Here is a 15,095-nt window from a genome sequence, read left to right on the forward strand (position 1 = left end):
TACGGTTCCTGCGAGATGGGAAAGTAAAAATCCGCGGCATGATATAGCAATTATCGATAATTAACATCCACACATTTTACGCTACATTTGCGCATTAAAAATTATTTGTTATTTACAAGCGCGGCAATTTCGCCCAGTCTTCAGCCACAAATTTTGGTTGCGGGCGAAAAAATGCGACAATACATACAATTGCCCGAATAGGTTGAAAAACAGGATTGATATGACGAATCTACCCAAGTTCTCCACCGCACTGCTTCATCCGCGTTATTGGTTAACCTGGTTGGGTATTGGCGTACTTTGGTTAGTCGTGCAATTGCCCTACCCGGTTATCTACCGCCTCGGTTGTGGATTAGGAAAACTGGCGTTACGTTTTATGAAACGACGCGCAAAAATTGTGCATCGCAACCTGGAACTGTGCTTCCCGGAAATGAGCGAACAAGAACGCCGTAAAATGGTGGTGAAGAATTTCGAATCCGTTGGCATGGGCCTGATGGAAACCGGCATGGCGTGGTTCTGGCCGGACCGCCGAATCGCCCGCTGGACGGAAGTGATCGGCATGGAACACATTCGTGACGTGCAGGCGCAAAAACGCGGCATCCTGTTAGTTGGCATCCATTTTCTGACACTGGAACTGGGCGCGCGGCAGTTTGGTATGCAGGAACCGGGGATTGGCGTTTACCGCCCGAACGATAATCCACTGATTGACTGGCTACAAACCTGGGGCCGTTTGCGCTCAAATAAATCGATGCTCGACCGCAAAGATTTAAAAGGCATGATTAAAGCCCTGAAAAAAGGCGAAGTGGTCTGGTACGCACCGGATCATGATTACGGCCCGCGCTCAAGCGTTTTCGTCCCGTTATTTGCCGTTGAGCAGGCTGCGACCACGACCGGAACCTGGATGCTGGCACGGATGTCCGGCGCATGTCTGGTGCCCTTCGTTCCACGCCGTAAGCCAGATGGCAAAGGGTATCAATTGATTATGCTGCCGCCAGAGTGTTCTCCGCCACTGGATGATGCCGAAACTACCGCCGCGTGGATGAACAAAGTGGTCGAAAAATGCATCATGATGGCACCAGAGCAGTATATGTGGTTACACCGTCGCTTTAAAACACGCCCGGAAGGCGTTCCTTCACGCTATTAAATCTCCCCTGCCGGATGCTTCAGAATGGCATCCGGCATTACCACAGCAAATCCCCCTGATTTAGCGATAAAAGCTCTCTGGATTGCGCCCCCTGGAAGTCGGGCGCATAATTAGTGTGCTTATCTTTTCTTCTTATGTTCACCGCGCCTGGCGCACCAACAGCGGATTGCTATGTCACCCTGTGAAAATGACACCCCTATAAACTGGAAACGAAACCTGATCGTCGCCTGGCTAGGCTGTTTTCTTACCGGTGCCGCCTTCAGTCTGGTAATGCCCTTCTTACCCCTCTACGTTGAGCAGCTTGGCGTTACCGGTCACTCCGCCCTGAATATGTGGTCCGGTATTGTCTTCAGCATTACATTTTTATTTTCGGCCATCGCCTCACCGTTTTGGGGTGGACTCGCCGACCGTAAAGGCCGAAAACTCATGCTATTACGCTCTGCCCTCGGCATGGGCATCGTGATGGTGTTGATGGGACTGGCACAAAATATCTGGCAGTTTTTGATCCTACGGGCGCTTCTTGGGTTACTTGGCGGATTTGTCCCCAACGCTAATGCTCTTATCGCCACACAAGTACCGCGTAATAAAAGCGGCTGGGCGCTGGGTACGCTCTCCACAGGCGGCGTTAGTGGTGCGTTGCTCGGCCCAATGGCTGGCGGCCTGCTCGCCGATAGCTACGGCTTACGTCCGGTATTCTTTATTACCGCCAGTGTGCTCATACTCTGCTTTTTCGTCACCCTGTTCTGCATCAGAGAAAAATTCCAGCCGGTCAGCAAAAAAGAGATGCTGCACATGCGGGAAGTGGTGACATCACTTAAAAACCCGAAACTGGTACTCAGCCTGTTTGTCACCACGTTAATCATCCAGGTGGCGACAGGCTCAATTGCCCCCATTCTGACGCTGTATGTCCGCGAACTGGCGGGTAACGTCAGTAACGTCGCCTTTATCAGTGGCATGATCGCCTCGGTGCCAGGCGTGGCGGCTCTGCTAAGCGCACCACGACTCGGCAAACTTGGCGATCGAATCGGACCCGAAAAGATCCTGATTACAGCGCTGATCTTTTCTGTACTGCTGTTGATCCCAATGTCTTACGTTCAGACGCCATTGCAACTTGGGATTTTACGTTTTTTGCTCGGTGCCGCCGATGGTGCACTACTCCCCGCCGTACAGACACTGTTGGTTTACAACTCGAGCAACCAGATCGCCGGGCGTATCTTCAGCTATAACCAATCGTTTCGTGATATTGGCAACGTTACCGGACCATTGATGGGAGCAGCGATTTCAGCGAACTACGGTTTCAGAGCGGTATTTCTCGTCACCGCTGGCGTAGTGTTATTCAACGCAGTCTATTCATGGAACAGTCTACGTCGTCGTCGAATACCCCAGGTATCGAACTGATTTTTCGCCTTTCATACTTGCAAAAGCGGAGAATCAGCTATCCTTTTCCCTGAAACCTCATCAACTCAAAGGGAGAATCGTGATGACCATGTACGCAACGCTTGAAGAAGCCATTGACGCTGCACGCGAAGAATTTCTTGCAGACAACCCCGGCATCGACGCCGAAGATGCGAATGTGCAACAGTTCAATGCCCAAAAATACGTTTTGCAGGACGGCGACATCATGTGGCAAGTTGAGTTTTTTGCCGACGAAGGGGAAGAAGGTGAATGTTTACCTATGCTTAGCGGTGAAGCCGCGCAAAGTGTTTTTGATGGCGACTATGATGAGATAGAGATACGCCAGGAGTGGCAGGAAGAGAATACATTACATGAATGGGACGAGGGGGAATTTCAGCTTGAGCCACCGCTGGATACCGAGGAAGGACGCGCAGCAGCTGATGAGTGGGATGAACGTTAATCACTCATACGGGCCATGATGAGTGTCGATCGGCAGCAGTAAAGTATCAAAAACCAGAGAGAATGGCAGATCAAGGATCGTGACATAACGCCAGGCGGAGTCACGCACATCCCATTGCACACCGGGATAATATTGGTTGCCATGCCCCTGCCCCGGTATAGTGCGACTAATAATGCTGCCACAGCCACTCAGCAAGGTCACCATGATGCTCACCACAATTAAACGCATTTGATACCTCTTTCGTAAAAAAATACCGGCATAACGCCGGTATTTTTATTGGCTCGTTGTTTTTGCCGGATGCGGCGTGAACGCCTTATCCGACCCACAAAATCTTGTAAAATCAATAAATTGCAGGAACGATGTAGGCCTGATAAGCGTAGCGCATCAGGCAACTACGTTTTTATTGCGAAGCCGCATCCGGTTTACGCAATGCCAGTGGATTGAGCTTTATCCCTTCGTAATAACTCACCCATGAAGAATATCTCTCCGGGGAATTCCAGACGCGGAAATGCAGACGGGCCATCGTCACCGGATCGCTTAGCAGCACCAGGCGACGATCGCGATTCAGCTTCTCTGGCGTCTCGTTCAGCGCCTGTTCAACGTGGCGGTCACGGGCGATTTCCAGCACCTTACTGGCGCGGTGACGCGCGGTCGCCATTGCGGTTGCCAGAGCGTTAAATGACGGGTTAAACACTGCGTGCATAAAGCCATCATCAAGGGAGCGTTGACGATTCATCTCAAGGAACCGATCGGTATCAACCAGCACCTGCGGCGGCGAATACTCTTCCGGGATCAGGAACAGTTTCCAGCGTTTGGTGCGCAGACCAACGGAGGCACGGCTGGAAATCACCGAAACAAACGGTGACAGGATCAACGAGAAGACAATCGGTGCCAGCCAGAACAGGAAACGCAGATCCAGCCACGCCATCCCAACAGCCCACACTAACCCTAACAGCAGCTGTGAGCCGTGGCGTTTGAACGCTTCACCCCAGGAAGTGGAGTCATCATCACGCTGCGGTGAATTCCACACCACTTCCCAGCCAAGGAACGCGCTGACGACGAAGACCGTATGGAACAGCATGCGTACCGGAGCCAGCAGCACGGAAAACAGCACTTCCAGCAGCAACGATAATGTAACGCGCCAGAAGCCGCCGTATTCTTTCGTTCCTTTGCACCAGATAAGCAAAATGCTCAATAACTTCGGCAGGAACAACAGCACCATGGTCGAAGCAAAAAGTGCAATCGCCAGCTCAGGACGCCACTGCGGCCACACCGGGAACAACTGCCGTGGTTGCAGGAAGTATTGCGGTTCGGTCAACGCATGTACTACCTGCAATGCAGTAGAGAGCGCGAGGAACATAAACCACAGCGGAGCGGAGAGATAAGACATCACGCCCGTCAGGAATACCGCACGGTGAACCGGGTGCATACCCTTCACCAGGAACAGACGGAAGTTCATCAGGTTACCGTGGCACCAGCGGCGGTCACGTTTTAGCTCATCAAGCAAGTTAGGCGGCAATTCTTCATAAGAACCCGGGAGATCGTAAGCAATCCAGACCCCCCAACCTGCACGGCGCATCAACGCCGCTTCCACGAAGTCATGTGACAGGATTGAACCGGCAAAGGAACCTTCGCCCGGCAGCGGAGCCAGTGCGCAGTGCTCGATAAACGGTTTCACGCGGATAATCGCGTTATGTCCCCAGTAGTGCGACTCGCCAAGTTGCCAGAAGTGCAAACCGGCTGTAAACAGTGGCCCATACACGCGGGTCGCGAACTGCTGACAGCGCGCATACAGCGTATCCATACCGGACGCTTTCGGCGACGACTGAATGATCCCGGCGTTCGGGTTGGCTTCCATCAGGCGCACCAGGCCGCATAAACAATCACCGGTCATTACCGAGTCAGCATCCAGCACCACCATGTAGCTGTACTGGCTGCCCCAGCGACGGCAGAAGTCATCGATATTACCGCTTTTACGCTTCACGCGGCGACGGCGGCGGCGATAGAAAATCTGACCTTCGCCACCGACTTCAGCGATAAGCTCCATCCAGGCTTTTTGCTCTGCGACGCAGATATCCGGGTTATAACTGTCACTAAGAATGTAGACATCAAAGTGTTTGGCATTCCCGGTGGCTTTTACTGATTCCCACGTTGCACGCAGGCCAGCAAAAACACGGTTCACGTCTTCGTTACAGATAGGCATGATCAACGCCGTGCGATGCTCCGGGTTTAATGGTTCATCGCCAACTGTTGACGCAGATATACTGTATTTATCGCGACCAATAAGCAGTTGCAGGAAGCCCATTAACGCCGTCCAGAATCCGGCGGACACCCAACAGAACAGTACCGCAAAGAGGATCAGGATACCGGTTTGCAGCATATAAGGCAGAAGCTGCATAAAGGAAACCCACAAATCCTGACCAACCATATCCATAGGATTAATCAGCGCCCAACCCTGATAAGGAAGAATGGTCTTCATATACCAGGTCGCGACGACAGTTTGCGCGAGCGTCAGGATCAACAGAATGTAACGGCGGATGGTACCGACGGTACGCCACTTTTGCTCGCTCTCCTGCTCTTCTTTGGTCAAACGAGCCAGATAGCGCGGCGTGACATCGCGTCCACGCAGGCGATCCCAGAAACGGCCTACCGGGTTGGTACGCCACGGGTCGGGAAACATCGAGGAGCGTTTTGCTTCTGGCATCGCCTTCAGCTGATCGCGCCCTTCGTCGTCTTTAATTAACTGTCCATCAGCAAGTGAATCTGGCCAGGCTTGTTCCAGACGCGCCTTTACCGAGCCTTGCGGGGAATCATCCTCCCGCGCCCAGGTGCGGTGTTCGGCATCCAGCGCCTGATGAACGGCGCGGATATCAGTCTTCGGCAATGCCGCTTTCTCGCTTGCGGCGATGGGCATTGCGTCAATGTACTCAGTTGTCTTATTCATTGGCAGGTAACTGGTAGCTCCAGGTTTCACTCAACGTCTGATCGGCATTCACCAGCGCAGCACGCATTTCAGTGGTTTTCTTGGCATCTTTCACTTTCACACGCATCACCAGACGCCAGCCTTTGGTAACCGGGTTATAGCGCACCGTGCTTTCAACTATCTCACCATTATCACCAATGCTGGTTTGCGCTGTGACCGGGGTATCCTCTGGCAGTTTTTTCATCTCTGCGCCGGTAAAATCGACCACAAAGGCGATAGTACCGTCAGGCTGGCGAATCAGGTTCGACTGCTTCACATCCCCCGTTGAACGACGCGTTTGTTGCACCCATGCGTTATCTGGCGCATGCAGTTTGTCTTCATCACGGCTGAAGGTGATGGTGTATTTAAAGTTCATCTCTTTACCCGGCTCCGGCAGCTGATCCGGCGTCCAGTAAGCGACGATGTTATCGTTGGTTTCATCGTTGGTTGGAATTTCTACCAGCTCAACGCTGCCTTTACCCCACTCCCCTTTCGGAGTCACCCATGCGCTTGGACGAAGATCGTAACGATCATCGAGATCTTCAAAGCGGGAGAAATCACGACCGCGCTGCAACAGACCGAAGCCTTGCGGGTTTTCCATAGAGAAGCTGCTGACCGCTAAATGTTTCGGGTTATTCAACGGACGCCAGATCCATTCGCCATTACCGGCATGGATAGAGAGACCGTTAGAGTCGTGCAACTCCGGACGATAGTTATTTGCAGGCGACGGTTGGTTCGGCCCAAACAGGAACATACTGGTTAACGGTGCAACCCCCAGTTTGCCGACTTTATCGCGCAGATAGATTTTCGACTGCACATCCACAACCGTGTCACGCCCTGGCATAACTACGAATTTGTAAGCACCTGTCGCGCGCGGCGAGTCAAGCAATGCATAAATGGTTAAACGTTTATCAGTCGGTTTTGGACGCTCGATCCAGAACTCTTTGAAGCGTGGAAATTCTTCACCCGATGGCAAGGCGGTATCAATTGCCAGGCCGCGGGCAGAAAGGCCATAAACCTGACCTGCACCAATCACGCGGAAATAGCTGGCCCCGAGCATGCTGACGATTTCATCGTTTTTATCTTTGCTGTTGATCGGGTAAAGCACTTTAAAACCGGCAAAACCAAGGTCTTTTACCGTGTCTTTGTCATGCTGAACATCGCCGAAAGTGAAATAATCCGGGCTGTATTTGATTCGTTTGACTGCGGTGGCAGTCACTTCATTTATTTTGACCGGGGTATCGAAGTACATACCCTGATGGTAGAACTCGAGTTTGAATGGGGTCTTCAGATTGTTCCAGTACGCTTTGTCATGATTAAACTGGATCTGCTGATAGTCCGCGTATTTCATATCGCGGAAAACGGAGGGCAAGTTGCTTTTGGGCGTCTCGTAGCCTTTCCCGGCTAAAGATTGAGCTTGCTTTGCGACATCATCAATACTGAAAGCCCAGCTTGAAGATGTATACAGGGTTAACATTACTGCAGCACTCAACCAACGCATTTTCATCATTTGTAGTTTATGTTTCATAATTAGTAAGCACTTCCCCCTTTGTGTGCTTATATCGATCCGATCTATTTTAATGGATAACCAGCCATTCCGACAACAGAATCCCGGTATCGTTCAGCACGCTGGCTCATGGATTAAGCACCTGATTGCAACCGTTTTCACTTTCCGTGCTTCTCCTAAAGACAGAAGCATCGACTTCGTGTAGGGTTTGCCAGCAATTTTATTTATCAACCGTCTTACAGACGCTTCCATTCTGGTTAGTGGTAGCGATGATGCTATGCATAAAAACCTTGAAGCCTGCGCCTGGCGCGGTCAGGTCGGTGTCGCTATGGCAACAAGCCTAAAGGCATAACCCGACAGGGATAAGACGAAAAATCCGAGATTAGTTAACCATATATGAATCCAGTACCCGCGCAACGTGAATATTTCCTCGACTCCATCCGCGCCTGGCTGATGTTGTTAGGGATCCCTTTTCATATTTCTTTAATCTATTCGAGCCATACATGGCATGTGAATAGCGCCGAACCGTCATTGTGGCTGACCCTTTTTAATGACTTCATCCACTCGTTCCGCATGCAGGTATTTTTCGTTATATCCGGCTACTTTTCCTACATGCTTTTTTTACGCTATCCCTTGAAAAAATGGTGGAAAGTACGTGTCGAACGTGTAGGTATCCCGATGTTAACAGCCATCCCCTTACTGACATTGCCGCAATTTATTATGCTGCAATACGTCAAAGGGAAAGCGGAAAGTTGGCCTGGGCTGTCATTGTATGACAAATATAATACGTTGGCCTGGGAATTAATATCACATCTGTGGTTTTTACTGGTGTTAGTGGTCATGACGACGCTGTGCGTATGGATATTTAAACGCATCAGAAATAATTTAGAAAATTCTGATAAAACGAATAAAAAATTCTCGATGGTAAAACTATCGGTGATTTTTTTGTGCCTCGGCATCGGTTATGCGGTAATAAGAAGAACGATTTTTATTGTGTATCCGCCCATTCTGAGTAATGGCATGTTCAATTTTATTGTCATGCAAACGCTATTTTATTTGCCGTTCTTTATCCTCGGCGCACTGGCTTTCATTTTCCCTCATCTTAAAGCCTTGTTTACCACGCCGTCTCGTGGCTGTACCCTTGCAGCAGCATTGGCGTTTGTCGCTTATTTACTCAACCAGCGCTATGGCAGTGGCGATGCCTGGATGTACGAAACCGAGTCGGTGATCACCATGGTCCTCGGTCTGTGGATGGTGAATGTGGTCTTCTCCTTTGGCCACCGTTTGCTTAACTTCCAGTCAGCGCGGGTGACTTATTTTGTTAACGCATCGCTGTTTATCTATCTGGTTCACCACCCGTTAACGCTGTTTTTCGGCGCATACATTACACCGCACATCACCTCCAACTGGCTTGGTTTTCTCTGTGGCCTGATATTCGTAGTAGGGATTGCGATAATTCTGTATGAAATTCATTTACGCATCCCGTTACTGAAGTTTTTGTTTTCTGGTAAACCGGTTGTTAAGCGTGAGAACGATAAAGCACCAGCCCGTTAAGCCACATTTACAATAACCATTCCACGGGCAATATCGACGCCAGTCTGACCATAACCCGCTTCCAGAAACTGGTGGCGGGTTCTTTTTTGAGAATAATCTCTTTCTTTGCATGACGATCAACCCAGTTGATCCGTCCCCACCTGTCCAGACGGAGCTGCCAGGCCGCATCATACTGGCTCTGAATAAAGCGTTTATCAATTAACTGTGCCAGCGTTTCGCTCTCTATCACGAAGCCCATTTCAGTATTGAGCAATGTTGAACGCGGATCGAAATTGAAAGAGCCGATAAACACCGTTTTACCATCGATGCTAAAGGTTTTAGCATGCAGGCTGGCTCCGGAATTACCGGTTATGCCGCGATCGTGTAACGTACTACTTTGTTCACGCGTCGGCTTGAGTTCATATAATTCCACGCCATAGCGGAGCAATTTTTTGCGCCAGCGCGCGTATCCGGCATGGACGACAGCAACATCGTTAGCGGCAAGAGAATTGGTTAGGATCGCAATCTTTACCCCTTTTCTCACCATCCGTAAGAGTTGCGCCACACCTGCGCGTGTCGGTACAAAATAGGAAGAGATAATATCGATGCGTTCACTGGGTGAGCCCATGATATCGAACAGGCGCTGCGGTAACAGTGAATGCCGTTTTGCCTTGCCCTCCCCTTTCGCCGGATCATCACTTAATAAACGTGTTTTCGCCCAGATAAGCGGCAACGTTCCATCAACCAGATGATTTATAAACGGACTGGATTCCATTTGGCGTAAGTAACGATGCGTCATGGCATCGTTATGCCAGGAGGCGGGTAACTCGATGCGATCCGCCATTTCACCTTCCGGGACATCCAGCACCTGCTGTAAGGGTGAAACCGATTTGCAATACCAGTAGCGGGCGAAATCATCGGCAACGTTCTCTACCACGGGCCCTATTGCCATAACATCTAAATCCGAAAAAAGTGGCTCTTCCCCTGCCCCAAAATAGGCATCACCAATATTTCGCCCCCCTACCAGCGTCACCACGCCATCGACAGTGAAACTTTTATTGTGCATACGGCGATTGAGACGGGAAAAGTCGGTGATATAACCAAGCGGACGCAGCAAGCGAAACGAGAAAGGATTAAAAAGCCGGACTTCAATGCGGGGATGGCTGTCAAGCAAGCGTAAAATGTCGTCAAGTCCGGGCGTATTGTTGTCGTCCAGCAACAAACGGACGCGAACGCCACGCTTTGCTGCGGCTAACAGGGCGGAAAACAGTAACCGACCCGACATATCGTCCTGCCAGATGTAATACTGAACATCCAGCGTATGCTCTGCCATTTCGGCCAGACGATACCGGGCGGCAAACGCATCCAGACTTTTCTCCAGAGGGAAAAGACCACACTGACCGGGATGTTGCGAACACAGTGGCAGCACCGCGCTCGCCAGCCGGGGCAAATCATTCATCTCCTTGTTGGGTAAGGAGTCTTTCGTAGAGGTGGGCGTTTTCTTCATCATAACAGACAAAGTATACCTGTTCGGGTAAAGCGTGACGGGTAATAAATTCTGAAACGGTTTTAACTGCGATTTCAGCCGCTGCCGCACGAGGGTAACCATAAACCCCAGTACTGATTGCAGGAAAAGCCACTGACGTATAGCTGTTTGCCGCCACCAGTCGTAGGCTATTGAGATAGGCATCCTGCAAAAGCTGGTCTTCGTTTTGTTCACCACCACGCCAGACTGGCCCGACGGTGTGCACTACGGCTTTAGCGGGAAGAGCGCCTGCAAGCGTAATAACGGCATGCCCCGTAGGGCAATCGCCCTGCTGTTGCCTGACTTTTAAACAGGCATCCAGCAGGGCCGGACCCGCTGCGCGATGAATGGCCCCATCGACGCCGCCGCCTCCCATTAATGACGGATTAGCCGCATTCACAATCACATCAACGGCCAGTTTGGTAATATCACCCTGCACAACATGAATACGCGTTTTCATAACGCCTCCTTACACCTTCTTGTTTCTTAAGTGTACAGCAGGCTTTTTGGTTAAATCGCATTTTTCTGCTCAGCAACGTGCGTTGTTCAGAAACTTAGTTATATTCGATGTTCATTACAGCCAGCTTTTTCTGTTTATCAAGATACTGCACTTTTACTGAGGCTATTTGCGCGTTTTTAACATTACCGCTCATTAACGCTTTGCTGGAATAGGTTTTGCCCGGAACAGAACCATTCTGTGGGCAGTTCATTTCTACGGGTGATGACTGGGTGCTGACGTCACATGCCGGTTCCACAATTTGGCCATAAAAATGGATCACCCCCCCTTGCGCGGTGCTTCCTGCGATGGCAATAAAAGGAAAAAACAAACTGCCGAGCATAAGAGAGTTTAAAAAAGGTCTGAACATTTATTTTATTTCCTCAATGATTAGTCATCCTTGAGGGTTGTGTTATCCATACTTTCAGGTTGGCTGATTCGCAGCAGACCATTCTCTCCAGATTCATCTTATGCTCGATATTTCAACAAATTAAGACTTTTCTGAAGAGGGCGGCCATTGTTGTGATAAATGAAGTGACTGTCCATCAGAAACAGTAACAACTATTTTCACCCGATCTTCCGGGGAAATATTTAAACTCAACTTCGTCAAAGCAATAGGTTGATTAGCAGGCAATGAGAGGGTCTTTTCTTGCTTCGTCTGACTTTGCCCTGAACTGCCTTCGCGCAGGGACAATATTTGTACTCTGCACAGACAAGATTGAGTAAGAGTGACTTCAGGAATAATGGTATACACATCCCCTTGCTGGGTCGTATTAAAGGTTATCTGGCTGGAAAGTGCCGCAAGGAGTAATAACGCATTCATATTCTTCTCCCGAAAAAAAACAGGGCTTGCGCCCTGTTTCTGTAATACAAATGATGTATTAGTACTGATGAGCGGTCGCGTTGTTACCAAAGCCAACCTGAGTCACGTTGACGGAGGAGTTAGATGCAGTCTGGTCAACTGCAGCACCGTTGCCACCACCGAACTGTTTAACAGTCATTTCAGAATTTTTGCCGTTCCACTGATCAAGAGTGGCGCTGTTACCGAAGCCACGTTGGGTCAGATCGATTGAGCTGTCATCTGAGCCCTGACCTACATCTGCACCATTACCACCGCCATGCTGGGTAATAGTCAAGTCAGAGTTACGGGCATCAGTTTGCAGAGCAAGTGCAGAGTTACCGCCACCGTACTGGTAAATGTTCAGCTCTGAATTTGGGCCGCTATTATTACCGCCACCACCGTGGTTACCGCCGCCGCCGTACTGAGGAACAACACCTGCCAGAGCGCTACCGGAGAATACGATTGCTGCAATTGCTGCTACTTTTAAAAGTTTCATGTAAAACCCCCATCGGATTGATTTAAAAGTCGAATGGAAATTAACGTTGTGTCACGCGAATAGCCATTTGCGACTGTCTCTGCACTACAATTGCCGTTTTTTGAGTACCATACTGTGTAATATTTGCTTTATTACCAGAACCTTTCTGGATAATCATCGCAGTATTACCATAAGCACCTTGCGAAATACTGGCATCGTTGGCACTGCCCGCCTGATCAATATATGCAAGGTTATAATCTCCTGTCTGGTCAATCTTTGCCCGGTTGCTACTACCTTCTTGCGCAACAACCGCCAAAAGTTTTGAGCCTCCCTGCCGTAACTGAGCACTATTATTCGTCCCAGCTTGACCAATTATGGCTGCCTGATTAAATGAAGACTTACTCAATTCATTTACCGCGAAGTTATATTCTGAATTAGCTAAATCATAACCTGCTGCGGCTGCAATCCCAGGCGCACCCAGTATTGTTAACATCATAAATAACAATTTGTTTTTCATGTTGTCACCCTGGACCTGGTCGTACATTTAAGAAATTAAATCATTTCAACTTGGTTGTTAACGCAACCTGTATTTTGTTAACGCTGCGTTACGATGGAAAGTATGTCTGCGGAAATATTTTTAATAACTCACCCGCGCGTTGTATTTTTCTTTTTTTGTTCATACCAAAGTATTAAAACCCACGTAAATACGCTGTTATCTACGCAAAAAATATTTTGTTTTCTTTTAAATCTCCGTTTTCCGCTATCAAAAATCACCAGACAGTCATTTTTCTTGCCCGTCGCTGATTGCTGCGATATGTCTTGCGCACAAGCCGTGACAAACCTCGTCTTTTTGCAGTAAAAAATTGTCCACGGAGGTGCGGAGAAAAAACAAGAACGTTTCACATGACGAAAGGACTACACCGAAATATTTTTTATATGTATTATTAGTAAGTTATCACCATTTGTATGATTTTTTAAAATTGTGCAATAAAAACCAAATGTACAACTTTTCTATCATTTCTAAACTTAATAAAACCTTAAGATTAACATTTTAATATAACGAGTTACATTTAGTTACATGTTTAACACTTGATTTAAGATTTGTAATGGCTAGATTGAAATCAGATGTAATCCATTAGTTTTATATTTTACCCATTTAGGGCTGATTTATTACTACACACAGCAGTGCAACATCTGTCAGTACTTCTGGTGCTTCTATTTTAGAGGCAGCTGTCAGGTGTGCGATCAATAAAAAAAGCGGGGTTTCATCATGTTTAATGAAGTCCATAGTATTCATGGTCATACATTATTGTTGATCACTAAACCGTCTTTGCAAGCGACAGCTCTCTTGCAGCACCTTAAACAATCGCTGGCAATTACAGGAAAATTACATAATATTCAACGTTCTCTGGACGATATATCTTCAGGCTCTATTATTCTTCTGGATATGATGGAAGCAGATAAAAAGCTTATCCATTATTGGCAGGATACTTTGAGCAGGAAAAACAACAATATCAAAATATTGTTGCTAAATACGCCTGAAGATTACCCGTACCGCGACATTGAAAACTGGCCTCATATCAACGGCGTTTTTTATGCCATGGAGGATCAAGAACGTGTTGTCAATGGGTTGCAAGGCGTCCTGCGCGGCGAATGCTACTTTACGCAAAAGCTTGCCAGTTACCTGATTACACATTCTGGTAATTATCGTTATAACAGCACGGAATCAGCCCTCCTTACTCATCGGGAAAAAGAGATCCTGAATAAGCTGCGTATCGGCGCGTCTAATAACGAGATCGCTCGTTCGTTGTTCATCAGCGAAAATACGGTTAAAACGCATCTTTATAATCTTTTCAAGAAGATAGCCGTAAAAAACCGGACACAAGCGGTTTCCTGGGCAAACGATAACCTCAGGCGATAAAGCCATGAAACGTTATTTACGCTGGATTGTGGCGGCAGAATTTCTGTTCGCCGCAGGGAATCTTCACGCCGTTGAGGTAGAAGTCCCGGGATTGTTAACTGACCATACTGTTTCATCTATTGGCCATGATTTTTACCGAGCCTTTAGTGATAAATGGGAAAGTGACTATACGGGTAACTTAACGATTAATGAAAGGCCCAGTGCACGATGGGGAAGCTGGATCACTATAACGGTCAATCAGGACGTTATTTTCCAGACTTTTTTATTTCCGTTGAAAAGAGACTTCGAGAAAACTGTCGTCTTTGCACTGATTCAAACTGAAGAAGCACTAAATCGTCGCCAGATAAATCAGGCGTTATTAAGTACGGGCGATTTGGCGCATGATGAATTCTAAATAAAAAATTGTTCGGAGGCTGCAATGCGTGTCAAACATGCAGTAGTTCTACTCATGCTTATTTCGCCATTAAGTTGGGCTGGAACCATGACTTTCCAGTTCCGTAATCCAAACTTTGGTGGTAACCCAAATAATGGCGCTTTTTTATTAAATAGCGCTCAGGCCCAAAACTCTTATAAAGATCCGAGCTATAACGATGACTTTGGTATTGAAACACCCTCAGCGTTAGATAACTTTACTCAGGCCATCCAGTCACAAATTTTAGGTGGGCTACTGTCGAATATTAATACCGGTAAACCGGGCCGCATGGTGACCAACGATTATATTGTTGATATTGCTAACCGCGATGGTCAATTGCAGTTGAACGTGACAGATCGTAAAACCGGACAAACCTCGACCATCCAGGTTTCGGGTTTACAAAATAACTCAACCGATTTTTAAGCCC

Annotated in this window: 16 protein-coding genes; 7 read left to right on the forward strand and 9 right to left on the reverse strand. The window is 48.3% G+C overall.

The features are described from left to right. Positions 1-220 precede the first annotated feature (220 nt). From lpxL to FTE26_RS19100, 3 genes are all read left to right on the forward strand, one after another. Positions 221-1,141, forward strand: coding sequence for a kdo(2)-lipid IV(A) lauroyltransferase (gene lpxL, locus FTE26_RS19090; protein ID WP_000183364.1), 921 nt, complete (start codon positions 221-223; stop codon positions 1,139-1,141). Between the two features lie 171 nt (positions 1,142-1,312). Next, positions 1,313-2,539: a multidrug efflux MFS transporter MdtG gene (gene mdtG, locus FTE26_RS19095; protein ID WP_000074172.1), complete on the forward strand. Its 1,227-nt coding sequence runs from the start codon at positions 1,313-1,315 to the stop codon at positions 2,537-2,539. Between the two features lie 82 nt (positions 2,540-2,621). After that, positions 2,622-2,996: a MysB family protein gene (locus FTE26_RS19100; protein WP_000180056.1), complete on the forward strand. Its 375-nt coding sequence runs from the start codon at positions 2,622-2,624 to the stop codon at positions 2,994-2,996. Here FTE26_RS19100 and FTE26_RS19105 read toward each other — a convergent pair whose 3' ends face one another. The 3 genes from FTE26_RS19105 to mdoG all read right to left on the reverse strand — a co-directional run bounded on the left by FTE26_RS19105 (position 2,997) and on the right by mdoG (position 7,468). After that, on the reverse strand, positions 2,997-3,224 hold the full coding sequence (locus FTE26_RS19105; RefSeq protein ID WP_001237206.1) for a YceK/YidQ family lipoprotein: 228 nt from the start codon (positions 3,222-3,224) through the stop codon (positions 2,997-2,999). Between the two features lie 172 nt (positions 3,225-3,396). Further along, on the reverse strand, positions 3,397-5,940 hold the full coding sequence (gene mdoH, locus FTE26_RS19110; RefSeq protein ID WP_001348388.1) for a glucans biosynthesis glucosyltransferase MdoH: 2,544 nt from the start codon (positions 5,938-5,940) through the stop codon (positions 3,397-3,399). Further along, positions 5,933-7,468, reverse strand: a complete 1,536-nt coding sequence (gene mdoG, locus FTE26_RS19115) for a glucans biosynthesis protein MdoG (protein WP_001343212.1) — start codon at positions 7,466-7,468, stop codon at positions 5,933-5,935. Before mdoG ends, mdoH begins: the two co-directional genes overlap by 8 nt. Positions 7,469-7,861: 393 nt before the next feature. On the opposite strand from mdoG, the gene mdoC reads away from it, so the two are divergent. Continuing rightward, positions 7,862-9,019 carry a glucans biosynthesis protein MdoC gene (gene mdoC / locus FTE26_RS19120; protein ID WP_001070350.1) on the forward strand — a complete coding sequence of 386 codons (1,158 nt, stop codon included), beginning with the start codon at positions 7,862-7,864 and terminating at the stop codon, positions 9,017-9,019. 7 nt (positions 9,020-9,026) lie between these two features. On the opposite strand, the gene clsC is transcribed toward mdoC, so the two are convergent. From clsC to csgB, 6 genes are all read right to left on the reverse strand, one after another. After that, entirely contained in the window at positions 9,027-10,508 is a 1,482-nt protein-coding gene (gene clsC, locus FTE26_RS19125) for a cardiolipin synthase ClsC (protein WP_072095164.1), read from the reverse strand. Further along, complete coding sequence (gene ymdB, locus FTE26_RS19130) at positions 10,450-10,983, reverse strand: O-acetyl-ADP-ribose deacetylase (RefSeq protein ID WP_000857399.1); 534 nt, start codon at positions 10,981-10,983, stop codon at positions 10,450-10,452. The genes clsC and ymdB overlap by 59 nt, the downstream gene beginning before the upstream one ends. Positions 10,984-11,077: 94 nt before the next feature. Next, positions 11,078-11,389: a protein YmdA gene (gene ymdA, locus FTE26_RS19135; RefSeq protein ID WP_000489578.1), complete on the reverse strand. Its 312-nt coding sequence runs from the start codon at positions 11,387-11,389 to the stop codon at positions 11,078-11,080. Between the two features lie 120 nt (positions 11,390-11,509). After that, a complete protein-coding gene (gene csgC, locus FTE26_RS19140) occupies positions 11,510-11,842 on the reverse strand; it encodes a curli assembly chaperone CsgC (protein WP_000992834.1) in 333 nt (110 codons plus the stop codon). Positions 11,843-11,900: 58 nt separating this feature from the next. After that, positions 11,901-12,356: a curli major subunit CsgA gene (gene csgA / locus FTE26_RS19145; protein WP_000771437.1), complete on the reverse strand. Its 456-nt coding sequence runs from the start codon at positions 12,354-12,356 to the stop codon at positions 11,901-11,903. Positions 12,357-12,396: 40 nt separating this feature from the next. Continuing rightward, a complete protein-coding gene (gene csgB, locus FTE26_RS19150; protein ID WP_000791650.1) occupies positions 12,397-12,852 on the reverse strand; it encodes a curli minor subunit CsgB in 456 nt (151 codons plus the stop codon). A 753-nt stretch (positions 12,853-13,605) separates the two neighbouring features. Between csgB and csgD the strand changes: the two genes are divergently transcribed. Genes csgD through csgF form a run of 3 tightly spaced genes read left to right on the forward strand, consistent with a single transcriptional unit; the run spans position 13,606 to position 15,091 of the window. After that, positions 13,606-14,256 carry a biofilm master transcriptional regulator CsgD gene (csgD, locus tag FTE26_RS19155; RefSeq protein ID WP_000481500.1) on the forward strand — a complete coding sequence of 217 codons (651 nt, stop codon included), beginning with the start codon at positions 13,606-13,608 and terminating at the stop codon, positions 14,254-14,256. A 4-nt stretch (positions 14,257-14,260) separates the two neighbouring features. Beyond that, entirely contained in the window at positions 14,261-14,650 is a 390-nt protein-coding gene (gene csgE, locus FTE26_RS19160) for a curli production assembly/transport protein CsgE (protein WP_000833288.1), read from the forward strand. Between the two features lie 24 nt (positions 14,651-14,674). Further along, positions 14,675-15,091, forward strand: a complete 417-nt coding sequence (csgF, locus tag FTE26_RS19165; protein ID WP_001264088.1) for a curli production assembly/transport protein CsgF — start codon at positions 14,675-14,677, stop codon at positions 15,089-15,091. Positions 15,092-15,095 lie beyond the last annotated feature (4 nt).

It is taken from the genome of Escherichia sp. S10b (assembly GCF_028421345.1).
Classification (GTDB): Bacteria; Pseudomonadota; Gammaproteobacteria; order Enterobacterales; family Enterobacteriaceae; genus ECMA0423.